General features: G+C 49.5%; 27 protein-coding genes. 13 read left to right on the plus strand and 14 right to left on the minus strand.

Annotated features, from left to right (window positions below):
• Nucleotides 1-94: 94 nt before the first annotated feature.
• The 3 genes from glpR to ACN2TU_RS14365 all read right to left on the minus strand — a co-directional run bounded on the left by glpR (nucleotide 95) and on the right by ACN2TU_RS14365 (nucleotide 3,462).
• Nucleotides 95-862 carry an HTH-type transcriptional regulator GlpR gene (gene glpR / locus ACN2TU_RS14355; RefSeq protein WP_435156283.1) on the minus strand — a complete coding sequence of 256 codons (768 nt, stop codon included), beginning with the start codon at nucleotides 860-862 and terminating at the stop codon, nucleotides 95-97.
• 1,002 nt (nucleotides 863-1,864) lie between these two features.
• Nucleotides 1,865-2,029 (minus strand): hypothetical protein, encoded by a 165-nt coding sequence (locus ACN2TU_RS14360; RefSeq protein ID WP_435156285.1) that lies wholly within the window; start codon nucleotides 2,027-2,029, stop codon nucleotides 1,865-1,867.
• Between the two features lie 464 nt (nucleotides 2,030-2,493).
• The gene (locus ACN2TU_RS14365) at nucleotides 2,494-3,462 is read right to left on the minus strand and encodes an ROK family protein (protein WP_435156286.1); all 969 of its coding nucleotides are present in this window, start codon (nucleotides 3,460-3,462) and stop codon (nucleotides 2,494-2,496) included.
• Between the two features lie 75 nt (nucleotides 3,463-3,537).
• Between ACN2TU_RS14365 and ACN2TU_RS14370 the strand changes: the two genes are divergently transcribed.
• The 5 genes from ACN2TU_RS14370 (at nucleotide 3,538) to ACN2TU_RS14390 (ending at nucleotide 7,739) form a co-directional block, all read left to right on the plus strand.
• Nucleotides 3,538-4,923, plus strand: coding sequence for a phosphohexomutase domain-containing protein (locus tag ACN2TU_RS14370; RefSeq protein WP_435156287.1), 1,386 nt, complete (start codon nucleotides 3,538-3,540; stop codon nucleotides 4,921-4,923).
• Nucleotides 4,924-5,111: 188 nt separating this feature from the next.
• Complete coding sequence (locus tag ACN2TU_RS14375; protein ID WP_435156288.1) at nucleotides 5,112-5,264, plus strand: DUF2080 family transposase-associated protein; 153 nt, start codon at nucleotides 5,112-5,114, stop codon at nucleotides 5,262-5,264.
• Nucleotides 5,265-5,267: 3 nt separating this feature from the next.
• Nucleotides 5,268-6,464, plus strand: coding sequence for an RNA-guided endonuclease InsQ/TnpB family protein (locus ACN2TU_RS14380; RefSeq protein ID WP_435156289.1), 1,197 nt, complete (start codon nucleotides 5,268-5,270; stop codon nucleotides 6,462-6,464).
• Between the two features lie 40 nt (nucleotides 6,465-6,504).
• Entirely contained in the window at nucleotides 6,505-7,146 is a 642-nt protein-coding gene (locus tag ACN2TU_RS14385; RefSeq protein ID WP_435156291.1) for a helix-turn-helix domain-containing protein, read from the plus strand.
• A 233-nt stretch (nucleotides 7,147-7,379) separates the two neighbouring features.
• The gene (locus ACN2TU_RS14390) at nucleotides 7,380-7,739 is read left to right on the plus strand and encodes a group I truncated hemoglobin (RefSeq protein WP_435156293.1); all 360 of its coding nucleotides are present in this window, start codon (nucleotides 7,380-7,382) and stop codon (nucleotides 7,737-7,739) included.
• Between the two features lie 224 nt (nucleotides 7,740-7,963).
• On the opposite strand, the gene ACN2TU_RS14395 is transcribed toward ACN2TU_RS14390, so the two are convergent.
• The 5 genes from ACN2TU_RS14395 to ACN2TU_RS14415 all read right to left on the minus strand — a co-directional run bounded on the left by ACN2TU_RS14395 (nucleotide 7,964) and on the right by ACN2TU_RS14415 (nucleotide 12,472).
• The gene (locus tag ACN2TU_RS14395; RefSeq protein WP_435156295.1) at nucleotides 7,964-9,253 is read right to left on the minus strand and encodes a S8 family peptidase; all 1,290 of its coding nucleotides are present in this window, start codon (nucleotides 9,251-9,253) and stop codon (nucleotides 7,964-7,966) included.
• Between the two features lie 409 nt (nucleotides 9,254-9,662).
• Entirely contained in the window at nucleotides 9,663-10,229 is a 567-nt protein-coding gene (gene cysE / locus ACN2TU_RS14400) for a serine O-acetyltransferase (protein WP_435157038.1), read from the minus strand.
• Nucleotides 10,230-10,778: 549 nt separating this feature from the next.
• Nucleotides 10,779-11,252: a DUF8160 family protein gene (locus ACN2TU_RS14405; protein ID WP_435156297.1), complete on the minus strand. Its 474-nt coding sequence runs from the start codon at nucleotides 11,250-11,252 to the stop codon at nucleotides 10,779-10,781.
• On the minus strand, nucleotides 11,239-12,006 hold the full coding sequence (locus tag ACN2TU_RS14410; RefSeq protein ID WP_435157039.1) for a ParA family protein: 768 nt from the start codon (nucleotides 12,004-12,006) through the stop codon (nucleotides 11,239-11,241). The genes ACN2TU_RS14405 and ACN2TU_RS14410 overlap by 14 nt, the downstream gene beginning before the upstream one ends.
• A gap of 343 nt (nucleotides 12,007-12,349) precedes the next feature.
• On the minus strand, nucleotides 12,350-12,472 hold the full coding sequence (locus ACN2TU_RS14415) for a hypothetical protein (protein WP_435156299.1): 123 nt from the start codon (nucleotides 12,470-12,472) through the stop codon (nucleotides 12,350-12,352).
• An 850-nt stretch (nucleotides 12,473-13,322) separates the two neighbouring features.
• Here ACN2TU_RS14415 and ACN2TU_RS14420 point away from each other — a divergent pair.
• Nucleotides 13,323-14,069: a type I 3-dehydroquinate dehydratase gene (locus ACN2TU_RS14420; protein ID WP_435156300.1), complete on the plus strand. Its 747-nt coding sequence runs from the start codon at nucleotides 13,323-13,325 to the stop codon at nucleotides 14,067-14,069.
• A gap of 75 nt (nucleotides 14,070-14,144) precedes the next feature.
• Here ACN2TU_RS14420 and ACN2TU_RS14425 read toward each other — a convergent pair whose 3' ends face one another.
• Nucleotides 14,145-14,879, minus strand: coding sequence for a type I 3-dehydroquinate dehydratase (locus tag ACN2TU_RS14425; protein WP_435156302.1), 735 nt, complete (start codon nucleotides 14,877-14,879; stop codon nucleotides 14,145-14,147).
• 254 nt (nucleotides 14,880-15,133) lie between these two features.
• On the opposite strand from ACN2TU_RS14425, the gene ACN2TU_RS14430 reads away from it, so the two are divergent.
• Nucleotides 15,134-15,667: an amino acid-binding protein gene (locus tag ACN2TU_RS14430; RefSeq protein ID WP_435156304.1), complete on the plus strand. Its 534-nt coding sequence runs from the start codon at nucleotides 15,134-15,136 to the stop codon at nucleotides 15,665-15,667.
• 216 nt (nucleotides 15,668-15,883) lie between these two features.
• Here ACN2TU_RS14430 and ACN2TU_RS14435 read toward each other — a convergent pair whose 3' ends face one another.
• Nucleotides 15,884-16,573, minus strand: a complete 690-nt coding sequence (locus ACN2TU_RS14435; protein WP_435156305.1) for a 4-carboxy-4-hydroxy-2-oxoadipate aldolase/oxaloacetate decarboxylase — start codon at nucleotides 16,571-16,573, stop codon at nucleotides 15,884-15,886.
• 215 nt (nucleotides 16,574-16,788) lie between these two features.
• Here ACN2TU_RS14435 and ACN2TU_RS14440 point away from each other — a divergent pair, with 215 nt between their 5' ends.
• On the plus strand, nucleotides 16,789-17,826 hold the full coding sequence (locus ACN2TU_RS14440) for a zinc-dependent alcohol dehydrogenase (protein WP_435156306.1): 1,038 nt from the start codon (nucleotides 16,789-16,791) through the stop codon (nucleotides 17,824-17,826).
• A gap of 169 nt (nucleotides 17,827-17,995) precedes the next feature.
• Here ACN2TU_RS14440 and ACN2TU_RS14445 read toward each other — a convergent pair whose 3' ends face one another.
• Nucleotides 17,996-18,913 carry an NAD-dependent epimerase/dehydratase family protein gene (locus ACN2TU_RS14445; protein ID WP_435156307.1) on the minus strand — a complete coding sequence of 306 codons (918 nt, stop codon included), beginning with the start codon at nucleotides 18,911-18,913 and terminating at the stop codon, nucleotides 17,996-17,998.
• A 353-nt stretch (nucleotides 18,914-19,266) separates the two neighbouring features.
• A complete protein-coding gene (locus ACN2TU_RS14450; protein WP_435156308.1) occupies nucleotides 19,267-20,037 on the minus strand; it encodes an IclR family transcriptional regulator in 771 nt (256 codons plus the stop codon).
• A gap of 176 nt (nucleotides 20,038-20,213) precedes the next feature.
• Here ACN2TU_RS14450 and ACN2TU_RS14455 point away from each other — a divergent pair, with 176 nt between their 5' ends.
• Entirely contained in the window at nucleotides 20,214-20,858 is a 645-nt protein-coding gene (locus ACN2TU_RS14455; protein WP_435156310.1) for an MBL fold metallo-hydrolase, read from the plus strand.
• On the opposite strand, the gene ACN2TU_RS14460 is transcribed toward ACN2TU_RS14455, so the two are convergent.
• A complete protein-coding gene (locus tag ACN2TU_RS14460) occupies nucleotides 20,848-21,288 on the minus strand; it encodes a universal stress protein (RefSeq protein WP_435156312.1) in 441 nt (146 codons plus the stop codon). The genes ACN2TU_RS14455 and ACN2TU_RS14460 overlap by 11 nt on opposite strands.
• Before the next feature lie 238 nt (nucleotides 21,289-21,526).
• Between ACN2TU_RS14460 and ACN2TU_RS14465 the strand changes: the two genes are divergently transcribed.
• From ACN2TU_RS14465 to ACN2TU_RS14475, 3 genes are all read left to right on the plus strand, one after another.
• Nucleotides 21,527-22,564, plus strand: a complete 1,038-nt coding sequence (locus tag ACN2TU_RS14465) for a tripartite tricarboxylate transporter substrate binding protein (protein WP_435156314.1) — start codon at nucleotides 21,527-21,529, stop codon at nucleotides 22,562-22,564.
• A 325-nt stretch (nucleotides 22,565-22,889) separates the two neighbouring features.
• A complete protein-coding gene (locus ACN2TU_RS14470; RefSeq protein WP_435156316.1) occupies nucleotides 22,890-23,375 on the plus strand; it encodes a tripartite tricarboxylate transporter TctB family protein in 486 nt (161 codons plus the stop codon).
• Nucleotides 23,372-24,871 (plus strand): tripartite tricarboxylate transporter permease, encoded by a 1,500-nt coding sequence (locus ACN2TU_RS14475; RefSeq protein ID WP_435156318.1) that lies wholly within the window; start codon nucleotides 23,372-23,374, stop codon nucleotides 24,869-24,871. The genes ACN2TU_RS14470 and ACN2TU_RS14475 overlap by 4 nt, the downstream gene beginning before the upstream one ends.
• A gap of 360 nt (nucleotides 24,872-25,231) precedes the next feature.
• On the opposite strand, the gene ACN2TU_RS14480 is transcribed toward ACN2TU_RS14475, so the two are convergent.
• Entirely contained in the window at nucleotides 25,232-25,429 is a 198-nt protein-coding gene (locus ACN2TU_RS14480; protein ID WP_435156320.1) for a hypothetical protein, read from the minus strand.
• Nucleotides 25,430-25,573: 144 nt separating this feature from the next.
• On the opposite strand from ACN2TU_RS14480, the gene ACN2TU_RS14485 reads away from it, so the two are divergent.
• A complete protein-coding gene (locus tag ACN2TU_RS14485; RefSeq protein WP_435156321.1) occupies nucleotides 25,574-26,917 on the plus strand; it encodes an aminotransferase class III-fold pyridoxal phosphate-dependent enzyme in 1,344 nt (447 codons plus the stop codon).
• Nucleotides 26,918-26,928: the final 11 nt, after the last annotated feature.

Here is a 26,928-nt window from a genome sequence, read left to right on the forward strand (position 1 = left end):
GTTTATTTTGACCGATGATGAGGTGATTCGGAGAAATTCTCCGAACCGGCTTCAGCCACGGTCGATCTGAATTTGGCTCACTCTCGTGCTGAGCTTACACTGCTACTCCGTCAACAATGTGTACATCGGTATCCTGGAACCATTTTCGATGCTCATCTGATAATTTTTCATCGGTAATAAAGACGTTTACCTGGTCGAGGTTCCCGAACCGCTTGAAGCTCTGTTCACCTAGCTTCCCGACATCGGATACGAGGACGATTCGTTTCGAATTCTCGATCATGAGTTCCTTCATCCGCGCTTCCTCGGCGTTCGGGGTCATGAGAAAGCCCTCTTCGTCGATACCATTTGTCCCGAGAAATGCGATATCAAAGTTGGACGATTCCATGAACTGTTCGGCTGTCGGACCGACGAGTGCTAGTGTCCGTTGACGAAGTGAGCCGCCGGTGAGTCCAACCTCGTCTCCTTGTTCTCGAAGCTCGAGTGCAATCAGTGGGGAGTTAGTAACGCCAATAAACGGATCTTCTGATGACGCCTTCTTTGCGACTTCCATGGTCGTTGTCCCCGAATCGAAGAAAACAACGGTACCGTGATGAATCTCTTCGACAGCGCGTTCTGCGATGGCGGTTTTACCTTTGAGGTTCTGTACCTTTTTTTCTCGAAAGTTCTTCTCGCCGCCGACAGATGCAATCGGGACTGCACCCCCATGCGAACGTTCGATTAGTTGCCGCTCTTCGAGGTCGTTTAGATCACGTCGGATCGTTGCCTTCGAACAGCCCATTTCTTCTGCCAGTTCGTCTACAGAGCAACCATTTTGCTCCAAGACGTACTCTACGATGTCGCGTTTCCGTTGTGCTGGTAGCATTCTCCTCAGAGCTCGTATTTATGATTGCTTTACCCGTAGCATATAATTGCTTGTACTCAACGATGTTTATTTCCGAAAACTAATAGAGGAATTTTCACGATGGCGATCTCGCTTTGACCAATGGAGGGACGGACAGGAGGTCGTTCGGTACCACCGTTGATTGGGTCGTCACCTCGGGCAAGGACCTCGTAGTCACCGTTCGCACCTCGAACCGTGCCTTTTTCTTCGTTAGTTTGTGGCGTCGAGAGTTCCGAAAATACCCTCGTTGGATTGAATCCTCATCATAGCCATCTATGATATCTAAGATCGCATAGTGGTGTGAAAGTACCCCAGTTAGTGGATTCTGACGACGGTGTCAGTAGCAGATGCGAGGACACTACTACAGCATGTGATCTCCGTCGATAAGAAATCAACTGCCTACCAGAAGCGGTTATCGACGGTAGACCGATAGTCATTCTTGGTAAACGAGAGTTTTAATTAGCTCTGTTTCAAACCACTGGTGTTATTTATTCGTGACTCTGAGGTCGAGTGTGACTACGTTTGCATCGTCTTTTGACGAGGATCTACAACTAGCATGCAGTGGGTACCGAATTACCGTCGACGAGGGACGCGAGTCGTTTTTTGCAATCTGTATCGAAGAACCAGAAAGTGAAACAGCATGGATTATGTCGGATACCGCTTACTCATTGGAAACATTACGATAGGTCGACAGCCTAACCATGGCGCGGGAGAAGTCCACCCACCATTACTCTTCATCGCCTGGGTACAACAGCAAAGGCAACGCTCACCGCGTGTCTAGTCAACGCTGTGTGATTCAGGCCAAAGCCGCGATAACATACTCGTTGCTGTATGAATTACCAACTCCTGGAAAAATTGCCTATCGTATTCAGTCGGCTCCTCGCTTGCCAACATCACCCGCTCACGTGAGTACTTCGCGTCATCAAGGTCAAGCAGATGAACATATCCCCACCCTAGTGGCAAGCCGGAGAGCGACACGCATCGTTAGATGTACTGGACGACAAGCCAGGTGAGGATGCCGAAAGCGATGAACATGGTGGCGAGCGTGCGATTCGTCTGCCAGAGGCTGAAGCCGCCGGCGATGAGTGCAGCCGGGACACCGGCACTTCGAACACGGTCGGGGACTGCTGGGCGTGATTTCGATGTCATTGTGCTCCTTCCGAGGGTGTGGCCCTCTTCAACTGTATTTTTACATGTACTCTATTTACAAATTAAAGTTATTCTTATCCAGAGTGGAAGTGAACGAGGGAGAACAACTGACGAACAGTACGCGAGAAGTCGGAGCAATTACGTGGGTTCCTTAATCCAGTTCCCATCGGTGCTGATGAGACTATCTTCACGCCATAGGACGCTATTCGAGTCGTTACGCTGCACTTGATAACAAATGAACATATTTTCAGAAAAACTACTTGTCTGCCACGAGAAATTGACTGTTAAGAAATAGAATTCAGTTGTCTTAGTAATCAATACTAAAAGGGGAAGCGACACCCATCGAGATCGACGGTACTGTAATCTTGTTCGGTCGATAAGATCCGTTGTCGTTCGTTGCGACGAGACCAGCGCGGAGGGACGAGTCGTTTCACGGTTCACTCTCGTTTGGTCGTTTCTCCGCTCTATTGCACTGTCGTTCTGACTTCCGTACTTTCGGTTATCGGAAGGGTGAGAGCGCCTTTTAACACGGCCTGTGATCCCAGTTCACTTAGACTGATTTCCGGCGGCTCGACGAGAACGGCCTCGTCGAGCCGAGATTTGATGGGTTCGACTACGTGTTCTGGGTTGTTGAGCGCGACAGCTCCACCGATACTGATGATCGATGGGTCGTATGCGTGGACGATGTTTGCTACGCCTGCAGTGTTCAAGTGCGCGAGTCGATCGATGACGTGATCCGCAAATGTGTCCGTTCCGCCATATTCGAACAGGTGTTCCGCGGTGAACTCCGAATTCTCGATGGGAAGGTCGGTTTCGACCGTATTCTCCTGATGAAGGGCACGAACGAACCGGGGTATGTTACTCCCAGAACAGTACGCTTCCCAGTGTCCGTCTCGGCCACAACTACACTCCATGAAACCGTGGATGTCGATAGTCGTGTGGCCGATTTCGCCGGCGTTCCCATCCCGACCCCAAACCACCTCTCCGTTGGCGATTATCCCCACACCGATACCGGAGGAAATGGTAATGTAGGCGAGATTCTCGGTGTCAGGATGGGTGAGAAATCGTTCGCCGATAACAGCTGCGATGGTATCGTTTCGGAGATGAACGTTGTCAGTGGCTAACAGCTCCGAGAGCGGATCGACGAGGGGAATCGAACCGATTTCGGTGGACACGTTCGCTGGTACCGTGATGACACGGGCGGTCGAGTCCATCGTTCCCATGGATCCGATTCCAGCACCACCGACATCCGTCGGTGTCACTCCTGCATGATCGCACGCCTGCCGGACAACGCGGAGAACCACATCCGTGACCGCTCTCCCTGTCGGCCCGCTCGGGGTCTTGTCTCGTGCTCTGCCGACGATTGTGGCTGTCTCGTCACCGACGACTGCACGGACGTTGGTCGCGCCGAGATCGACGCCCACGTAGTACATTATTAAAATACCGTTTCCATACTACTTAACGATATTATAAGAATTTTATTGTAATGTATTCTATAATCAGCACCTATGGATCAGATTTCTTTCGGTACAGGGGGTTGGCGGGCAACGATGGACGAGTTCACCGACGATCGGGTTCAGATGATTGGACAGGCAGTCTCGACGTACCTCCGCAAAACTCAGGGTGGAGCGGACAGACCGGTTGCGGTCGGTTACGACGCTCGTGAGGAATCTAACGCGGCCGCAAAGACCCTCGCAAACGTACTCTCTACTAACGGTTTCGACGTCCTTCTCACTGCCAAGGATGTGCCGACCCCCACGGTAGCGTACGCGATCGCTGACCGGAATCTCGCGGGCGCCCTCATCGTCACAGCGTCGCACAACCCGCCCAAGTACAACGGCGTGAAGTTCGTACCGGAAGACACCACGTCGCCGCTGCCCGATGTCACCGAAGCCATCGAGTCCAACCTCGAACCCCTCATTTCCGACCCAGAGGTCGAACGCGGTTCGATCGAACAGTTCGATCCAGTGACGGCGCACGCGAACCGAGCCATCGACCTCACCGAGACATATTTCGAGGCCGACCTCTCCGGACTGACGATCGTTTACGATGCAATGCACGGAAGCGGTCGTGGAATTACGGATGACCTGCTCGAGTCAGCAGGTGCGGAGGTCGTCCGCCGCCGCTGTGAACGCGACCCGTCATTTGGCGGGGTGGCCCCCGAACCCAGTCTGGAAACCCTCCAGGGCCTCCTCGAAGCGGTCGAAACGAACGATGCCGATCTAGGAATTGCGAACGACGGGGACGGTGACCGAATCACGATTTGTACTCCCCAGAGGGGCGTCCTCAACGGTCATCTTCTGTTCGCGGGGTTATACGAGGCTTTGCTTACGGACGGCGAAGCGAGCGGACCGGTGGTACGAACCGTTTCGACGACTTTTCTTATCGATAGAATTGCCGAAGAGCACAACGAAAACGTGTACGAGGTTCCCGTGGGGTTCAAGTGGGTCGCTCAGGGGCTCAACGGACACGATGCGCTTCTCGGTGGCGAGGAATCCGGCGGTTTCACTGTCAAGAACCACATTGGGGAAAAAGACGGGGTTCTCTTGGCGCTCCTCGTCGCCGCAGCGACAGTAGTCGAACCGTTGGACGACCGAATCGACCGTCTCTTCGAGACCCATGGCCGAATCTACGCCGACAAAACCAGCGTCGACTGTCCCAAGGAGGAGAAGGCGAGAGTCGTATCGGCGATCGGAGATTCGATTCCCGAGACAATCATTGGGCAACCGGTTGCCGAGACGGTTACCCTCGACGGGTTTAAACTCCTGCTAGAGGATGGTTCATGGATTCTCGTTCGACCGAGCGGAACCGAACCGAAACTTCGGGCGTACGCTGAAACTACCGACGCCGAACAACTGGAACGTCTTCTCACCGCGGGCCGCGAGCTTATCTGAATTGCAGGCGCTCAAACCCCGTCGTTTACGGCGGGAATACAGCGTTCACAAGAGCAAAGCTCTTGTGTGCGAACGAGACGCGAAGCGTCTCGTCAACGCCGTCATCGTCTTGCTTACACGTGAGACTACTATCCCGAAGGCCCACGGAATCAATACACTTTAGTATCCATAATGTCTAGACAATGTGTATGGAACGGTTCGAAATCAACGGCCACGAAGTCGTGGACGGCGATGTACGCCCAACCGGTAACGGCGCACATGTCTACGTCCCGCGACGGTGGCTCGGTGCGGACGTGAAAATCGTTCGTGTTTCTGAACCAGCTTCCGATTCCAACGAGTAGACCGTGCGCTACAACTACCGATACAGACTCGACCCGTCCGATGCTCACCGAGAGACGTTAGACCGCCACCGTGACCTGTATCGGCAAGTGTATAACCATTTCCTCCACCGACTCAACCAAGTAGACGGGACGACGAAGTACGGCGAAATCAATCAACTCCCGTCGATGAAGCAGTGGTGGGACGACCTCACCAACCTGTATTCTCGCACCCTTCAGAACGTCGTTGAGAGACTGTACACCAACCTCTCACGACTGAAAGACGCGAAAGACGCGGGTCGGAAGGTCGGCCTGCTCAAGTGGAAAGCACCAGCCGACTACCGGTCGTTCACCTATCGACAGTCTGGCTTCGAACTCAAGAACACGAGTGGTCAGCCTGTTCTCCGACTCTCAAAAATCGGAGAGATACCCGTTCGAATGCACCGCGATATCCCGGATGGCGCGAAACTCAAGCAAGTCACAGTGAAGAAAGAGCCGACCGGCGAGTGGTTCGCCGTCTTCGGTATTGAGACGCCTGACGACCCGCCCGAGAAACCCGACGAACTTACGGACGTTGTGGGTATCGACGTAGGGATTCTCAAGTACGCACACGACACCGACGGAACCGCGGTGGAATCACTCAACCTCTCGGACGAACGTGAGCGATTGGAACGCGCCCAACGTGCCCTTTCGCGCAAACAACACGGGTCTGCGAACTACCGCAGACAACAGCGTATTGTCGCGCGTCGTCACGCGGAATTGAAACAGAAGCGCCAAGACTTTCTTCACAAGTTGTCGAGCTACTACGCCCGGGAATACGACCTCGTGGCGGTTGAAGACCTCAACGTCGCCGGAATGATACAGTTCGAGTCGAATTCACGCAACCGAGCATCTGCCGCGTGGGGGACGTTTCTGCGAATGCTCGAATACAAGTGTAAACGCGAGGGGGCGTATTTCGTTGATGTTGATCCGAAGAACACGACAAAGGAATGTGCATCCTGCGGTGTGAAGACGGACAAACCGCTTTGGGTGCGCGAACACTCGTGTCCGTCGTGTGGGTTCGAAGCGGATCGAGACGCAAACGCGGCATGGAACATCCTTGCTCGTGGTTTCGACCAGATAGGGACGGGCTGTCCCGAATCAACGCCTGCGGAGACTGCGCTCTCTACGGACACCGTTGTGTCTGCACAGCGCGTCGTCGAAACAGGAAGCCCCGCCCTTTAGGGCGGGGAGGAGTCACACACCCGCAATACGTACTGTACATATGGCCTCCGGAATTCACGCAGAAATCGAAGTAAGCGAGGTGGATAGCTGTCCTGTCTCCACCGTGAGCGATGATGTAGAGGTCGAGTCCGTGAAGATCAGCAAGCGCACTGCTTCGGAGACAACGAACGTCATCGGGGAAGTCACCGTCGACCACTCCGATGACGCCGAGACGGACATCCAGTTTGCGGAGGAGGTTTTTTCGGACGATTCGACGTCGGTGTATCGGTACACGCACAGCAACAGTGCATGTCCCTGCATGCGAGTTCCCAACCACGGGTGTCCTATCCGAGATATCCAGGCCGAATCCGGACGAATCCTCCTCTCGTTCATCACTCCAAACGTGGAGACGCTACAGGCAGTCATCGCCGACCTCCAGTCGTACACCGACGTCACGGTACGACGCCTGACGCGGTCGGGGGGACGTGTCGATGGACGGTCACTACTCGTCGTCGACCGAAACGCGTTCACGGACCGCCAGTACGAAGTGCTCGAAACGGCACACCGGATGGGGTACTTCGCATCGCCGAAGGAAGCGAACTCCGAGACGGTTGCCGACGAACTGGGAATCTCGACTCCTACCTTCGTCGAACACCTCTCGGTGGCACAGTCGAAGTTGCTGGAACAGATCGTCTCTCAGTGAGCGGTTGCCGTACCCCCTCAGCGTAACGAGTCGACGGCGTTGCGCCTCCTAGAAGCACCTTGTTACCATCGTACATACGGCGTGAAAGACGACGACGGCGCTGTATCCCTCTCTACTCGCTCGCGGTGCTCGCTCCTTGAGGAAGGGGCCTTAGCGCCTGAATACAGTTAAATAAGGCCGAGTATAGTAGCGAGAACCCGTATCCCGATCCCGTCCCAATCGTAACTAACACGATGGCACAAACAGTGTATCAAGACATCGGTGGAGAAGAGGCAGTCCGGGCGGTGGTCGACGATTTCTACGATCGAGTGCTCGCAGACGAACAACTCGTTCCGTACTTCGAGGGCATGGAAATGAGTGAACTACGAGCCCATCAAGTTCAATTTATCAGTGCGGTCGCTGGCGGCCCGGTCGAGTACACTGGCGACGACATGCGCGAGGCACACTCCCATCTCGATATCGACGAGAAAGATTTCGACGCCGTTGGTCGCTATCTCCAGTCCGCGCTCCAGACGAACGGCGTCGACGATCAGAACGTTGAAGCGATCATGGCCCAAGTCGTCGCGCTCAAAGACCCGATTCTCGACCGATAGCATTGGAATCGCGGCCACGATTGTTGCAGGTGCAGATGGTCACGGATTCGAGGGTGCAAGCCACCTCGTTCTCTTCGGAAGTGCCTGTCGAATTGAACGATCATTTTGAGTAATCATAGAACCCACAAGGCGAACCGCGAACCAGAGCGGGGAGAATATCACGGTCAACCGCTCCGAGAGCAGGCCCCGAGGCACGCAGCCTGCTCCGTCCACAGAATCGTGTCCTACCTCAGAAGGGATTCAACGGTATGCAACGCGTTGATTCGACCAGCACCGAGTTCGGGATCACTTCGGCCGTTACTTACCTCGGCGTTCCGTTTGATGACGCCCTCAACTCGGTTCGGCTGCAACGAAGGCGACAATTCGCGGACGAGACCCACTAACCCCGCGACCTGTGGCGACGCCATCGAAGTGCCGACATAGTAGTCGTACGAATCATTCGGAACCGTCGACAGGATACGGTTCGTTGGGTTCGGCCACTCTGTATCGTTCGCGAGCGTCTTCTCGAGAGTTTCATAGCCTCCACCGGGTGCCCCGACATCAATATCGCCAAGACCGTAGTTTGAATAAAACGCGAGTTCGTCATTCGGAGCTGTTGCACTCACACCGATCGTACTTTCGAGACTCGTCCACATATCACGGTAGCCGCCATGTTGAAGATCGGTCTCTTCGTTTCCGGCAGAGACGACAACTGTTGTTCCGCGACGACGAGCACTTTTAACGACTCGGTCGCAGATAACGCGTCGGACACCCCGTGATGTTTGGTTTTCTCGTGGTGGGCGTGGTTCCCAGCCAAGACTCATGTTGACGGCGTCAGCGCCAATTTCCGCAGCATAATCGATAGCCAATAAACAGTCACTGATGCGTTCGATAAGTGGCCCTTCCTGTGGGAAGACACGAAGTGGAACGAGTTCGGCATCGGGAGCCATTCCAACCACACCTTGTGCACCGGTTGCTGCAGTAATGCCAGCAACGTGTGTGCCATGTGGATGGACTGGACTACCATCGGAACCGAACTCACCATTGATGACCGACCGTCCCAGATTCGTGTTTACGTTGGCAGCAAGGTCGGGGTGTGTATGATCGACACCCGTATCGATGATAGCGATACGTGTTCCTTCCCCTGTTGCGATGTCGTGTGCGGCGAACGCGTCTGTAATCTGCTTATCCCACTGGAGGTCGGTGTATGTCGCGTCGATTGCCGGCTCTGCCGAATCGACGGGTGGCGTCCCGATTTCGTATGCGAGATCTGGTGCGACCTCGTGAACGCCTGGGACGTCTTGAACACCAGACGTAGCATTCGCTGGTCCGCGGACAATAAGAAGGTTTGCAGCGGGAATTTCGTTCTGAACTGTATAGCCTGCTTGTTCGATTTTTTGAGCGACGTTGTCACTGCCTGTTGTGACGAGATACGTCTCCTCTTCGACTGCGGTTCCTGGTACAGTCGCTGCGAGGCCGACCGTCGTTGCTGCGATTCCTTTGAGAAACGTGCGTCGTTCTGATTGTATATTCATTACTGCAAACTATAAAACACGCAATTAATAATAAATATTGTGTGTAAATGACAGAATAAATGTCTATCCATATAGACAAGGCAGAAAACATATGAATGATATAAATTTGGCACGATGCAATTCAGATCGGCAATCCATCTTCCGTCTGCATGGTATTCTCCGGTTCAATAATCGGTGAGTCTCGTCGTTCACACCGACGAACCGATGTTCCTCATCGTTTCAGAAAGCAATAAATTTCCACCAGTATCTCGTTGATTCGAAGTGTCATCATAGCTGATTAAGATCTCCAAGAATGCTTTGTGCTGTGGATTCTATCCTAACTTTCTACCTGAGCAGGTGCCAGCTGACGGCGGCGGGGAAGTGGACAGGTTATCTGGTCAGGCGCCGCGTTCGACACGTGAGATATGAGTCATGGGTCGTCTACGTCGCCAACCTGTGACTCCCACTCCTGCAGCGTCTGTGTACAGTCACCAACAAGCTCAGCGGGATTCCCAATCGCAGTGCAATGGGGCGGGATCGAATCGAGAACGACGGATCCAGCTCCGATATTCGCGTCTTCGCCGATAGTGATCGGCCCGAGGAGGGTCGCTCCTGTTCCGATCGTAACGCCATCTCTGACCGTTGGGTGGCGTTTTTTTCGTTCGAGCGAATCACCACCAAGGGTTACGCCGTGATACAACATGACGTCATCACCGATCTCAGTCGTTTCACCGATGACGACGCCAGCCCCATGGTCGATGAAGAATCGACGACCGATCGAGGCACCAGGGTGGATTTCAATCCCGGTGAGGAACCGAGAAAGCTGTGAGAGTACGCGAGCGAGAATATAGTGATCGCTCGACCAGACCGCGTGTGCGATCCGATGCATCCAGATCGCATGGAGACCAGAATAACAAAGGACGACCTCGATCGGATGACGTGCTGCAGGATCCTTCTCCAACGCCGTTTCGATGTCCTCTTTGAGATAGTCGATCATTTCGTCCCGTGAGTAGAGGATGAGCAGGTATAGTTCTGTTTCGTATCCGCCGTTGACTCCACGGGCGATTGGAGCGGTTAGACACTTCGAAAACGGATGGTGGCGATTCCAAAAGAGGCGACCCCAAGTCAAGTGCAGAGCGGTGAGCTGTCGATGGATACGGGTGAGTTCGAAATCTAAATTTGATCTCGTGAACAGGACCAGTTGTAGCTAGTTATATTCACAACCGTTCGATAATAGAGACAGCGCCGGCATCGTCTTTCATACACTGTCCTGTTGCAGCCCGCAGGTATGTATCCGATTTCGTCGTCTTCCTCACCTTTGCGGGCTTGAGAATCTTTGATTGCGAAAACGGGTTCCAAAAATCCGTTGCAAAAACTGTTCCATGCTGATATGGCTCTAAGCTGGTTTTCCCATCAAATCCCTCTAAGATGGTTTATCGGTCTTAACCTTCTATTCTATTTCAAAAACTGGCTGGCCGCCGTCCATCGAGGCTCTTCATCGCCGTGGCTAACCACGCTTCCGAGAACATTCGATCCCTAAAAATGCCTACCCTTGGCTGAGGCGGTCAAGCAGTTCCTGTTCGTCCATCTCTTGTGTCTTTTCCATTGCGAGCTCGATGAGAATCGGGTAGTAGTCTCGATTCTTCTGGAGCGACTCTCCGTGCTTTCGCTTGTACTTCGCATTCAGTTCGTCGAACCGGATATCGAGCTCAGTGTATTGTTCCTGAGGGAGATACATCAATACCGACGGACGGTCTTTCACGGATGTCTTCTCCTTCTTTGCGGTTTCATCCAGCTTTTCGGTCTTTTCCAGCTTTTCGGTCTTCTCTGGTTTAGCGCTCTTTCCTGTCTTAGATGAACTATTTGTCTGCGTATTCTCGTCCGTTTTAGATCGTTTATCCGTCTGTTCCGTCTTAGACTGGCTGTCTGTTTCTTCTGTCTTAGATGGTTTGTCCGCCGTATCACTCTGCGAGTACCGACTACCGAACGGGTCGCGGTTTTTTGTCTTATCTTTCGCCATCGATATCCTCCAGGGTTTCCGCAATCTCGAGGTAGACCTCCTCCATGTCACAGTCTTCCTCGTGTTCGAAAATCGAGACACCAGCATTCCATGCCCGCTGAAGCGCGACACGTTTCCGCACTTCCCACACCGGAGCACGGTCGTCGAACACTTCTTCGAACCACTCCATCATTTCGTCGGCTTCGTTGTCCGTCCCGACCTCGTTCGCGACGAGCCCCACTTCTTGGATGTCTGTTCCAAAGGCCGCTTCGAGTGCGTTGACCTGTTTGAACAGCAGTTCGAGTGCGCGAATGCTCGTCGTTTTCGTCTGTGCAGGGATGAGGACGTTCTCACACGCGAGAAGCGCGTTGTCGGTAAGCACCCCGAGGTTCGGTGGACAGTCAATGATGATGTACTCATAATCATCGAGATTGTCGAGTGCCATTTTGAGGCGGTTTTCGCGGTTTGGAACACCCGCGAGTGCATCCTCGATATTGATCATGTTTTGATGGCTCGGAATGACGTCCATCTCGTGGTGTTCGTAGACGAGATTATCTGTTTCGTCTAAGATGTCTAAATTGGGTAAGACATCATAGAGGCTTATGTCATCCGTCTCGTATTTGTCTTCAAAACTAACGCCTTCGGTAGCATGACCCTGCGGGTCGAGATCAACCAGTAGAACATCGTGGCCCAGTTGGTTGAGTGCTCCTGCAACGTTGATCGACGTCGTTGTCTTTCCAGCACCACCCTTTTGATTGCTCACTGCGATCTTAATTGTCATACGTCTCTTGTCTAGTTATGCCATCTAAGACGGCATAAAACTATGTCAGACAGAATGTGATTGTAGGAATTTGCTCGCGACTGCACAGGAAGGATATCGAACCACGGCGTCGCTCCTTGTCGACGTGCGACGCGATACCCATTCCGTCGGGACGGGGCGGCTTGTTGGACGTCGGCGGTAGGCACGGATTGTATGCCATGAATTGTGTCGACGACATCCGGATCTTTCCGCCACAATCTTCGATTTTCCGGGTGTTCTCGACGCAATGCAGGACGACATCCCGACGAGCTAGTCGGGCGTCTGGATACCCGGACAGGCGACTAGTGGACTGACGAGCTTAAGAGGGATCGACCTGGCCCTCCTCTGCATCGTCCACGCGCACAGTCCCGACGAGAACACCGCCCTCTTCGAGCGGGTGGGAGGAACGGACGCCGGTCAACCGTGCAGGCTTGCGGTTCATCGCACTAACCGATTACACGGGTCTCAGTGGAAGAGAGTCACGCATCGAACTAATCTTCCAAGGTCGTGGATCTTCTTAGTTACTCAGTGTGGGACTAGTGTTCTCAATGCATGGCATCTCTTCTTGTCTCCTGACCCTCGACTTTTGTATAGCAGCATATGATTTAGGTAATCAAAATTATAGGGTAGTGGGTTGCGGTCTGGTGAAATCAGTGAATCTGCAAATGTGACATCCACTTCTGCCTGAATTAATAAGCAAAAGCGGGGGTCAGGCAGGTCAGCACTCTCGGCGAAGCAGATTTCGCTGTCACCCGACGGGCAGTTTCCATGGCGCAATTTCACTGGTGTACCCTTGGTCACGCGTCGAAAAGAACGAAAATTCATTGCTCGAGTTAGGAGAACACACTAACACAGAAGGAGCGTTACTCGCATACTCGCGACTCGTTTAGTCCGACCATGAGGGCAACGGTTTGACTACAATTGTATTACCAGACGAATGCCGACTCCGGGAACTCAGTGAAATCGCGTCACGAAGATTGATCCCGACAAATCCTTCCGGACACCTACGCCGAAATCCCCCAAAACGGGTACCGATGCACTCATGATTGGTGGTACAACCGTCCCCGAAACGCAGGTTCGGTTCCCCCTCAACGAGCTCGCTTCGCAGAAATTCAGGTGTATATCGAACCCACCTATCGACCGACAATACGTGGCCACGATATCCCTGCTGGCTATCTGATTCCCATCGTTCTGAATGCCGGTGATATAGCTCGCAATGTTAATATACTCTAGTTATGCTAATACAGTAAGAATCGAATCTTTTTATGATGCTAACCACGTAGCGTGCCAACATGGAACCAGATCAGTTCGCTCTCGCTGCTACTACAAACGATCTCCAGCGAGAAACACAGGTAAGAAAAGTTGCGGACGTTGTTGAGTTTAGAATGGATAAAGCAAAAAATCCCCTTTCTCAGCTAGCTGATTACGATGGAGAACTACCGATAATTGCGACAAACAGAGCTCAATGGTTCGGTGGAAAAGCGGATGATTCAGGACGACTTGACCATCTTTTTACTGCATCGGAATTTGAAGCTGTAAAGATGGTCGATATAGAATTAGAAACAGCTCGCGGTTCAAGTTGGGTTCTTGAAGAGTTTGAAAAAGGGAATGTAGAGATAATAATCTCGTTCCATGAGTTTGAGGAAACCCCTGATTTAGATGTTCTCAAGGCTATTTTTGAAGCATGTGGCCAATATGGAGATGTAGCAAAAGTCGCAGCATACGCAAATAGCAATACAGATTCATTGAATATGCTTAGGGCTGTCAGTTCAGTATCTGAAAAAGGGTTGCGTGCTACAGGGATTTCGATGGGGGCGATAGGTAGCCACACCCGTGCTGTTGCACCGCTTTATGGAGCTAAGATTGGATACGCTCCGCTGGAATCTGATGAAAGCGAGTACGCACCAGGTCAAATCCCAATTCATAAACTCAGATCTATGATTGATACGTTGGGATCATCTGACGATAGTTTATTTTCTAACATAGAATACGATGGAGACTCAGATGCGAGGAAAAGGGTAATAAAGACTGGTAAGTAACCGATGAAAAACCCATATCTGCTCGGCATCTATTATTATTCATTAATTGATGTCTTGAGAGCAAACCCCCAACATTCAGTTTTGGTTATCATATTCAGAAACAAGAGGATTGGTGATCGAATCATGGAGCGAAGTTGCGGTGTCTGAATACTCAATATCCTCTATGAGTTCGAATAACTCCTTAATAGTAATTGTATATCTATTATTGTCACTTTGGCTCTGGGCTGCAGGTGCAAAGGCTAACTTTGAACCGTAAAACGGCGCGATAGCACGTGTATGTCGGCCTATCTCGCCAGTTGCAATACCACCGACGATTACATCCTTCTCTGTTGCGTCATTAATCACTGAGAGGAGTGTTGAGGTGTCATTTGTGGTCTTTGCCGTCGTCTGTATGTAAACGGCATCTCCATACTTTGCTGCTTCCATGATTATAGACATAAGATCAGATTTACTTGGTGTCTGCGAATGGTTGATATTTGAAATTATTACATCTACGTTGGCAGAATTGAGATTTTTTATTAATCGATTCTCTTTCTGAGCATCATCCAACTCGATGACAATCGCTTCAACAGGATCATACTCTACTACTGTTTGAAGAGAGTCAATTTCAGAGTCCGAGAATGGAGTGTTATCCCCATCTGCATGGGTTGTGATGACGATCGGTAGTTCACCAGAGTAACTTTCTAATTGACCAACGATACTTTCAGTATCCGAAAATTGGAGCGCAACCGCATCGGCATAAGATTGAACCGTTGGTTCGGAAAGTAACTCGTCTACTTCAGCGATGAGGACGAGATCATCGTAATCCATGAAATAGAACACCACGTTATAGGGTATAAAACATTCTGTCTCAAAATAATAGGTCTGCAGAAAATACGGGTTTAAAGCCTTGCTTTGAGCAATGGTGGCCAAATATACTGAAGAAGAATATTTGGAATAAATACTCGTTCGAGCAGGGAAGCTGTGAGGGTTGTTACAAAAGAGATGGCATCGGTGGCATTTATATATCCGGGAGTTCGTGATTTGACCCATGAATAGACCGCACAAAAAGGAGATTGGAAGGAATGACTGATATTCAAAGCGAGATACAGGCTCATACAATTCGACTTGAGTTAGTTGATGAACCGGGTGAGCTACTTCGAGCTCTTGAACCGATCGCTGAGAATGGTGGGAATTTACTCTCGATATACCATGAACGAGGGAATATTACACCACGAGGCCATATTCCGGTTGAAGTGGATCTTGAGGCAACATCTGAGCGGTATAATGCGATTATAGACGCGCTACGCAACGCAGGAATCAAAGTTGTGCAAGCAGGTACAGAACGATATAGTACATCGGTTACAATTATTTTGTCCGGACATTTAGTTGATACAGACCTCTCAGATACGCTTACTCAAATTCGCAATGAGAGCAATACATCCGTGACAGAACTCTCGTTGTCCGCACCTAAAGGAACGAAGGACACCTCTAGCGCTCGACTGCAACTTGCGACCGCGTCTGGCGAAATCGAAGAAACGATGCAAGTAGTTCGAGCAGTTGCTGCCGAAAAAGAGCTGCGCGTAATTGAACCACTGCTTCCAGACAGAGAGATGTGAATTTTGAAACAGTAGCTTAATGGAAACCAGATACGCTGAGCAAACTAGTATTTCCGTGAATAGTTCATCCAAGTATGCTGTAGCAAATACTATACGTAGAGATGTGTGACAGTTAGAACGCTTTCGATGTCTTTAAGCCAAAGTGTCACATCTATAATATTCCCCGTTCTATTCCTAATGGGAATGAATACTACGGATGATCATTGAGCTGTATCATTACTGAGCTGAATCCTCAGGCCCGATCACGTCAAGATTCTCGTACAGTTCGTCGTAACCGCTGATCTCAAAGAGATAATCACCGTTCTGAATACGTTCTCGGATATTATTTTCGGCATCAATTTTCTCATGAGACCGTTGGAGAACCGACTCGGCGTTCTCCGACGGGACGATTGCTAAACCCTCGTCGTCTCCCACTACGATATCACCTGGTTCGACAGTCACACCCCCACAGGAAATCGTGACATTGATCGAACCAGGATCCTGCTTGAGTGGCCCTTGTGGATGAATACCCCGAGCATAAACGGGAAATTCCATCTCTTCTATCTCCTTGCGATCTCGAATGGCACCATCGATTACGATACCCGCAAGATCATTTGCCTTACAGGATGTACACATAAGTTCCCCTAAGTGGCCAGTTTCCACATATCCATTTGCATCGATTACGAGGACATCCCCTGGTTCCGCCAGCGTGATTGCTTTGTGAATGATTAGATTATCACCTGGTGAGGCTTTTACAGTTATCGCAGTTCCAGCCAATTCAGCGCCACTGTAGATAGGCTTCATACCAGAGTCCATAGCTAGCCCAACATTCCCAGTCACGTCGGACACAATCGAACTCGGGACACCCTCAAATCCGGAAACAATCTCATACTCTGGTCTATTTACATTCGTCTCTACCGTATGCATAATAGAGTTCGTGTCCTCAGGTCATTTTAAACTGTCGATTTATTTCAAAATACAATTGTAAATTTGAATACTTTAAACGATGGGAATGCTATTCACTCCAGACCAATAACAACGAGAGGTCAAACGCCGAGGTCTATCATCAATAGTACCGTAATTTGAGGAGAATAACTGACCTAATCAATAAAACTATAGTCATCGGGACGTGAGAAACGACCATGCGTGGATTAGCCAAAGTTGCGCGTAACGAAGGCGCTATGCAACTCATAGATCGCCCCCACCCGACACCAGCAGAGAACGAAGTGCTCGTTGAAGTCAAGCACGCAGGTCTCTGCGGAAGTGATGCCGGTATCTACAAATTCAAGTCTGCTTTCGAACGGATGAACCTTCCAACCGTCATTGGTCATGAATATGCAGGACGCGTTGTAGAGAGAGGTGCAAATGTCTCTGGCTACAGTATCGGTGACCACGTGGTTGAGCGACCAATTCGACCGTGTGGAGACTGCTACCAATGTCAAATTGGCGAGGAAAACATCTGCCAAAATACGGCACTCACTGGTATCGACCACGATGGTGCCTATGAGAAATATATTGCTGTCCCCGAGGACGTCCTTCATCCTGTACCAAATGACGTTCACCTGAACCATGCGGCAATAGCAGAACCAGCGGCTATTGCTGTACGTGCTGTCGCAAAAAATTCAAGAGTTGAGCCCGGTGACCGGGTTCTTGTCGAAGGTCCTGGCCCAATTGGACTGCTAACCGCCCAAATCGCTGACGCTCAGGGTGGGGATGTTGTAGTTTCGGGAGTTGGTCGAGATGCAAACTATCGCTTACCTCTTGCCCGGAAACTCGGGTTTGAAATCATCAACGCTGGAGATGATGATTTAGAATCTGTTCGGAGGGACAAAACAGACGGTGCTGGCTACGATGTCATATTTGACACTACAGGACATCCTTCTGGATTAACTACGGCTGTCGAAGAGGTGAGAAAAGGGGGACAAATCGTTCTAGTTGGTCAAACCGGTGAAGTCACTATGGCCTACACACCGCTTGTGCGTTCTGAAATCGATATTCAATGTACTTACGGAGCTCTGTACGATGATTTCGAGCGTGCATTCCGCATGATACAATCCGGTGATGTCGATGCCGAGACTTTCATCGATAACCGATTTTCACTTCTCGATGCTGAAGAAGCATTCGAGGCATTTCTTTCCAGCGAAACCGCGAAGCCCGTTTTCGACATCTCTGAACTCTAAAGCGGGGCCCAAATCAGTGTAATAGGTGAAATCAATGATTGGTTGCGGTTCTTGGGAGCTTTACTATTTTTCAAAACCGACGACCTCAGTATCAGTGAATCTGCGAAAATTTCAAACTGTTATGGATGCAAGACCGCCGATCGGGCTTCGTTTTGATCGACAATGGAGGCTACTCGGATGTGTGTTCGACTGCAGGTGGATGATCCCACTCGGAAGCATCATCCTTCGGTTCATAGCCGAGAACCGCCTGTGCATGTTCAATACCAAACCAGCGAGCAGCATTTCCACTGACAGCGTAGAATGTATCGTAGATCACTGTCTCATCTTCAAGGCAGCACTCAAGCAGATGTGCAAAGTCTCGCTGGGAAGTCCAGGAAGCTTTCAGACGTCTTACCATCGCTTCATACTCGTCACTGCCACGTTCCCATGATCCTGTTTGTGACTGATCCCAGACTTCGTCTTCATCGGTCAGTTTATCGTCATCAGAGCGATCGACGCCACGCTCAGCATCTCCGTATGGGTGATCATATTCCTCCGTTCGTACACTTGAAATACGAAGCGAATACACCTGCTCTGGTGCTCCCTCACGTCGTGCATGTACTCGACAAATGTTCTCACCGAATACTTTGGAAGCCCCATAATACCCATCCGGTTTCGGAAGCGTCTCATGAGTGAGTCTCAGAGGGTCAAACCGAGTCGGATAATCCTCTTCGAAGAGTTCTGGAGCATGATCTTCCTCGTAGAGCCCCATCACCCGTTGTGACGAGGCAAAAATGAGTTTCTGAACATTCGCATCTTTCATCGCTTTGAGGACGTTGTAAGTACCGATGATATTTGGATCAACGATACCTTCGAAGTCCGCACCAGCATCTGACTGTGCAGCTAAATGAATTACCGCATCCTGACCGTCGAAGGCCGGACGAATTGCGTCGTAGTTTGCGATATCAGCAACATGAGTCTCATATTCTGGATGATCACTACGATTGAGGAACGTGAACTCATATTGGTCCTCTTCCAGGAGATAGTTGAGAATCGCTTCCCCAGCTTCTCCAAACGGTCCCGTCACTAGGACTTTTTGCTTGCTCATCGACGTGCTCAACGACGTACTTCTGTTATATATATTTTCGGTCGACTTGAGATATCTTCGTACATCTGCTATCGGAGAGCATGTACGAATTGGATACAAACCAGGCAATATAGACGTTGATAACCAATAATACACCTTGAAACCAGTTATGACGCTAGAGATGAGTACTATTTCGGCGTCGGGGAAAGTAGAAACCATCCCGAGTTGTTGGGACTTCATTATTATTGAAGAAATCAACCGAGAGTGGTGGTCGTCACCAGTCCTTTACAAAAATAGTATTGTAATGGATACGAACCCTTCGATTACATCCTTAGTTTTGTTATGAAATATGACGGAGAAGACACACTGGCTCTTTATTGTTTGATTTTTAGTTCGATGAAATTCTGCTTATCGAAGAGTGCTGGTGCAATTTCGTCCTCAATGCGTTCGTTACCCATTCGGCTAATTGGTCCGCTAGCGCTTATTGCACCGATCACCTCATTATTCTCCGATAATATTGGAACAGCTACTGCACAGACACCTGTGAAGTGTTCACTACGGTTGACAGCGTATCCACGATCTCGAATATCTGCTAATTCTTCCTCCAGTGCTTGGCGATCCGTAATCGTAGTTGGGGTTAGTTGAGGCAACCCACGAAGATCAAGTATCATGTTAAGTCTCTCCTGGGAAAGCTGAGAGAGCATTGCCTTGCCCAAGCCTGTGGAATGCAAATACAAATGAGAGCCAAGCGGGGCATTATCATCAATAGACGACGAGTTTCGTGATTTATACAGCTGAACCATATAACCATTCTCGATGGTACCAACATTAGCGTACTCTCCAAGAGTATCAGACAGTTCGTCGACCTCGTCTTTTGCAGCTTGGAAAAGTGAAAACTTATCACGTAGCTCACCACCGATATGGAGAAATCGAAGACTACATCGGTACTCCCTATCTGACTTGATCACATATTCGTTTTCCACAAGAGTAGATAGATGAACGTGAGCCGTGCTCATGGGGAGTTCTAAATCGTCAGTGATCTTTGAGAGGGTTACCGGTCCATTCTCGCGAAGGTATTCAATAATTCGGAAAGACTGATCTACACTTTTGAGCCGTTGTCCGGCCGTTTCTTCTTCATTATTCATACACTGTACTCGTATATAGCCCCTATTAAGAACACCGGTTGTTTCAATCATATTGAAGTGTGGCACGGAAAAGTTAGATTCTTAATTGTCTCAGACGGCCGGACAGCCTCTTATAACTGTAAGTTGCTAATTTTACCGTTAGTTTTATGCGATACGGAAAGGCATGATTATCCGCAATGAGCGCAGAATCAGTAATTGATGGGATTTACAAAATCCAGTTCGAACACGTTCGTGTATACGTGTTGGAAGACATTCCGAAAGGCAAGACGACACTTATCGATACAGCATTCGATGAAAACGGTGAAGAACTAGTCGAAACACTGAGAGACGAGTTTGAGACAATAGATAGAGTAATTCTTACTCACGGCGATCACGGTCACCACGGCGGACTTCCGTACGTGATGGAGGAATTTGACCCGGAATTGGTCGCAGCCGATAATGAATCAAAGCTCTACGAGGCAATCGACTATGAACCGGATGTACGCTTCGAAGACGGTGATACCCTTGATGGGGATATTCAGGTAATCCAAGTTCCGGGTCATACTGAAGCTACGTCTGCGCTATTATTGACGAATCGAGATATTCTCATCTCTGGAGATTCGCTTGATGGTTCAGATCGAGCAGGGCTACCGGAGGGGTATCTTCTCCCACCGCCGGCGTTGTTCAACGATGATCATAAAGCAGCGGAGCTCAACCTTTACGATCTGCTCCAATACGACTTTAACACGGTGTTAGTGTTTCATGGGGCAAACGTCTTCGACAACCCGAAACAGAAACTCGATGATTTCCTCGTCGAACGTGAATGGGATCCTAGACCTTAGTAGTATTTTCCTTTATGCAGGTAACGACTGGACAGCTAGCTTCCAATAATACCGACTGAGCAAAACTCCCAAACAGTACCTTTCCGGTGGGAGATCTTTTTCGAGGACTCACAACGATATACCGGGCATCTTGATCGCTAGCATACTCAACGATTGTATCCGCTGGATCGCCAACTAAGCCAACAGCTTCATACTGGATCTCTTTATCTGATATCGCTTCCTCTGCCATCTCTGCCGCCGCACCGCGTATTTGATCCATATCCAGTGGCTCACCTGCTTGAGCGTTGGTTTTGCCTAAGTCCACAAATTCCGACCGGGTTAGTGCGTGAACAACATGGAGCGAGTCATCAAATGCTCGTGCTAGTTGCTCTGCTTCATCTACTGTATAGGCTGCTCTAGCGGAACTATCCACTGCTGCAACGATTACCATATGCAGTCATGTCCACTATACCATATTACTGTTTCGCTAGTGTATCTCACAACTCAAACTGAAGGCTCGTACGAAGAAAATTCAGGAGGTTTTGGGGGGGGAGAAAGAGTTCCATTCAACCATCCGAATGTATTACGGCACAATAGTCCATAATTTAATGACCGATTTAAAAATTCAGAAAAAGTGTAATATTCACAAAGAAAAAGCTAAATAATAGTCTCTACACCATGGGAGTGAGATGGTTGGTAACCAGTCACCCGGCCGTGTAGAAAATGAAGAGTCTCGCAACCAAACGAGCGTCAGACGGCGTAATTTCGTCAAAGCAGTTAGCGGAGTTGGAGTCATCAGTACCGCTGGCTGTCTAGATAAGCTATCGAGAAGTAGCAGCCAAAGTTGGCCATCCGGACAAATGGAGATCATCGCTCCATGGGCAGCCGGAGGAGGGTCGGATCGAACAAGCCGAGCTGTGGCTGACGCAGCTGAAAATCACACAGAGGTGTCGTGGAATGTTAAAAATCAAACGGGTGGATCCGGTTCGGTTGGGATGAATGCGGTGGCTAATGCAAAACCCAATGGACTCACCCTCGGATGTACTGCACCAGAAATTTGTTTATTCGAACATCTTGGGATCGCAGATTTATCTCCTGATGACATTACGCCGATCATGCAGTACACTCAGATGCCGGCAACCATCGTCGTACATGAGAACTCGAAATATAAATCCCTAGATAAATTCCTCTCCTTCGCGAAATCAAATCCCGGGAAAATAAAAATGGCGAACTCTGGTACAGGTTCTTCATGGCATATGGCGGGTGCTGCATTTGTGCATGAGGCAGGAATCGATGTCAAACACGTCCCATACGATGGCGCGAAACCTGCGATAACAGCCACATTAAACGGAGAGGTCGATTGTGCAACGGTTGGGGCCGTCGAGGTAGCACCACAGGTTCGAGATGGATCGCTCAAATCGCTTGGTGTGATGTATGATGAAAAGCTTGACTCACTCCCTCAAACTCCAACGATGAAACAACAGGGTGTAGACATCGTAATCGGCTCATGGCTGGCTCACTTCGGACCGAAAGACCTACCGAATGATGTCCGTGATTCAATCGTTGAAACATATAATTCAGTATATGAAGATAAAAAGTTCAAAAAATTCATGGGGAATAATAACTTTATGAGAGTCAAACGTGGGCCTGACGAGCTAAAGAAATTCCTCGATCAGAAGTACAAGTATTATGGTCAGCTTGTCAAAGATCTCGATATTAACAAATAGCATCGAAAATCTGAATAAATGAAGTAGTGAGAGATAGTTTCATCGTAGTGTCGAAAATGTATAGAATTCGATGAAGCAATCCAAACTTGTCGAACACCTAACTACTGCAAGTTATTCCATACCAGTATGTTTATATAGTGCCTTGAGAAAATTTACCAAGAAAGTGCCTGAAGTATGGTGAGAATAAATACTCGGTGGAACAATCATTGGAACCAATCATCCTCAGTCACAGGAGATTATCCTGTATTCGATGCCACTGAGTTGATGTCCAAGACCTCAGTGTACACTGAGAAGCGTAAATCGTAGTTAAGGGTGAAAATACCACATGGTTATTAATAAAGAAAAAATCAGGTCAAATCCGCTCGCGTTGGTGTTCATAGCTGTATCGACAGCAGTGATACTGTTTGCTAGTCAATTTCCAAGTAACGGTCAAGTAGGACCGGGATTTTTCCCAATTATCATTTCGGCTGGGATAATTGTATTTGCAGTTGTGGATCTGATGGTTGACGATGATACTGAACTTGAGATGAGTAATTTTGATTTCAAAGCTGCTGTTTTAGTCTTCATACTCCTATTACTCTATCTAGGCTTAATGCCGATACTGGGCTTTTTAGTAGGAACGATAGCGTTTTTGCCCATCATACTCTACTATTCTGGAATCCGTTCAAAAATCACGATTATATCGATATCGATCTGCCTTCCAGTGGCGTTGTTTTATATCTTCAGCCGGTTTTTCCTCGTACGACTTCCTGAGGGAATAATACCATTCTCAAGATTACTCCCGACGCTTCCCCTTGGGGTGATCTTATGATAGATAACATCATCCATGGCTTCACAACAATTCTGAACCCATTCACACTACTCTTGATGGTTTCAGGAATACTCCTCGGAATATTCATGGGTTCGATTCCAGGAATGACGGCAACAATGACTGTTGCAGTTCTACTATCGTTCACATTTACCATGGACCCTACGAATGGAATGATGCTGTTATTGGGAATTTACGGAGGTGCAGTATATTCGGGATCTATTCCCGCAGTTCTGATTCGTACACCGGGAACTCCCTCGGCTGCAGCGACGATCTTTGATGGCTATCCGCTTTCTCAAAAAGGCGAAGCGGGAAGGGCGATCAGAATTAGCACGGTTGCCTCGTTTGTAGGGGGCATAATTAGCGTGCTTGGCCTGATGTTCTTTTCTCCCGTTATTGCAAACGCTGCCCTGCGATTTCGGTCACCAGAGTTCTTCGCATTGGCATTCTTTGGGTTGACAATTATCGCCAGTGTAAGCAGTGATTCGCTAACAAAAGGAATGATGTCCGGATTGTTGGGCATGCTTGTTGCAACGGTTGGTATCGATCCAATCACAGGATTCCAACGATTTACATTTGGGGTTCCAGAGCTACTCACGGGAGTCCAATTCATCGCTGTGATGATTGGGCTATTCGGGATTGCAGAGGGGCTAAAGTCATACTCTGAAGGGATTGACGGAGACCGAAAAAAAGTTGATCAAGAAATAGAGGGAATCATTCCATCGGTTTCCGACCTAAAGTCCATTGCGCCTGTGTCTGTAATGTCTGGAATCGGCGGAGTCATTATCGGTGCTATTCCAGGTGCAGGCGGTGACATTGCGTCCTTTATCACTTACAACGAGGCAACGAGATGGATCAAGGACGCTACGCCATCGTTTGGGGAAGGAAACGTACGAGGTATTGCCGCAGCTGAGTCCGGAAACAACGCAAGCACTGGTGGAGCCCTCATTCCGACACTCACGCTTGGAATTCCCGGTGACTCTGTTTCAGCGATTTTAATCGGTGCTCTTGCAGTGCATGATATCCAACCAGGTCCAGCTCTCTATCAAGACCAAACTGGGTTGTTGTATGAGATATTCATGGGATTCCTTCTCATCTATGTGTTTATACTAATATTCGGGTTGCTTGGGGCCCATTACTGGGTTCGTTTGATCAATATTCGCGAATCCCTGCTCTGGCCAGCGATATTCGTGCTCTGTATGATTGGTGCAATTGCACTTCGAGGAAACGTCTTCGACGCGTGGATAATGTTAGGTGCAGGTGCCATAGGATATGTTCTACGACTGCGTGGATACCCTCTTGCACCAATGGTTCTTGGATTGATCCTTGCGCCGATCGCAGAAGAGAACCTTCGGCGGTCTCTTTCCCTGTCTGGGGGATCATTCGACATTTTCTATCAGAGTCCAATTGCGCTCATTATCTTGCTTCTAAGTGTTGGGACACTAACCCTACCACTGTTTAGAAAGATCTCTCCAGGGTTGTCTGAAATAGTAAACTAGTTGAATTGTATTGTTTCACTCGTATTATGGCATTCTTCCATTAAACGAATATGAATAGAATATATAAGAAAATAAATACTAAAGTTATGATATTTGGTTTATCCTGCAATATTGACGTGGCAGAACAGTTTGGTGACCAATTAAAATCGAATACCAATGATTTAATTTTTATTTTAAAATTAGGTATCCGGCCTTATTTGCGGTATAATCAGATGAAGTGAACTGTATCTGGTTTCATACCTTGGAAAAGAATTACTCTAAAAATGAAGCCACAATCGATAGAAGTAGATCGTTCCAACATATATTGTTCTATTTATACAATATATCCCCTCTATTTTCTACTATATTTTTATACATTTGTCACCACGAATCGTTTTCCGAAGGGAAGATGTTGAGTGTCCAGTCGTCAATTGGTTTTTCAACGGCAACCATGTTCTTGCAGATGGCGATCCGGTGAATGTGGTACGTGCAGATGTAAACTATCGTATCGTCTGTCACGTCGTCCACCGTGACGACGTAGTGGTATTCAGCGGCGTTGTCGTGACTCTCGTCGGTCACGTCGAGCAGTCTGGGGTGCTCGTTGGAACAAAACTGTTCGGTCTGTAGGCGTTATTGTGCCGTCTCCCAGCGTCAAAGGATACGGATGGTTCGGAACAAATGATCACCATCAGATTTAATGTATGGTGTTCACACTTGTTGTGTATGGATAGGCATACCGCGGAGCCTACAGCAGATGCTCTACCTGGACCGAACGCGAAAGAGTGGATCGACTTTCACACGAAACACGCTGCACCGAGCGAATACTCACATGAATTCGTCTGGGATATCACTCGAGAAGCTGACGGACCGTTCGTAACCGATGTCGATGGGAACGTCTTGCTCGACTTCACCTGTCATATCGGTGCCGCTCCACTCGGCTACAACAACGAGAAGATTCTCGACAAACTCCAAAAATTCGACCTCGTCGAACCAATGAAGATTGCGGGACAAGATATGTACTTCGGGGCGGGTGAGACACCTCGGTCGTCGGATATCCCTGGGTCGAGTCATCTCATGGAGAAACTATGTGACGTCTCCAGCCAGTACGGGATGGACACGGTGTTTCTCTCGAATTCCGGGGCAGAGGCCGTTGAAAACAGTATGAAGATCTCTTACGATAATACTCCAGAGGCAAAGCATGGATTTGCCTTTCAGAATAGCTTCCATGGTCGGACGTTCGGGACGCTCTCGGTGACTCGCTCGAAGGAAGTTTATACCCGGCACTATCCCGAACTCTCCGGAATGCGGATGGTACCATTCTGTGATGACAAGGGAAGTGGTTCCGAGACCTGCGATTGTGGGTTCTTCGCTGGTGAAGGTTCTCAACTCCGAACCATGCTACATCCAAAGCGCGGCCATATCAACCCTGATGAGGTCGCATTTATCATCCTTGAACCGATTCAAGGCGTCGGTGGCTATCGATTCCCCAGCACCGAGTTTATGCAGGAAGTCCAAGACGTCAAAGAGAAGTACGACATCCCACTCGTCGTGGACGAAATACAATCCGGTATCGGCCGAACCGGCGAAATCTGGGCCTCGGACCACTATCCGATCGAACCGGACATCATCGCCAGTGCAAAGGCACTCCGTGTCGGTGCAACCATCTCCCGATCGGACGTCTTCCCGAGCGAAAAGAACCGCCTCGGATCGACGTTCGGCGGTGGCGACATCCTCTCTTCGATGCAGGGCGTGTTCACACTGGAGGCCATCGAAGAACACGACCTGCTCGCCAACGCGACGGTTCGCGGTGAACAGACGAAAGAACTACTGCGTGACGATGCGCCCGATTACGTCGAAGACGTGCGTGGGAAAGGTCTCATGCTCGCCATCGAATTCGACACGTCGGAGCGTCGGGATACTGTCGTCCAGGAGGCACTCAAACGCGGACTCCTCACGCTCGGTTGTGGGGCGAAGACGATTCGACTTCTCCCACCGTTGGACTCCACTGAACGAGAAATCGAACTCGGCGTCTGTATCTTCACCGAGGCGATCGACGCGGCACGATAGGCCTGGTTTTG

It is taken from the genome of Haladaptatus marinus (assembly GCF_051194195.1).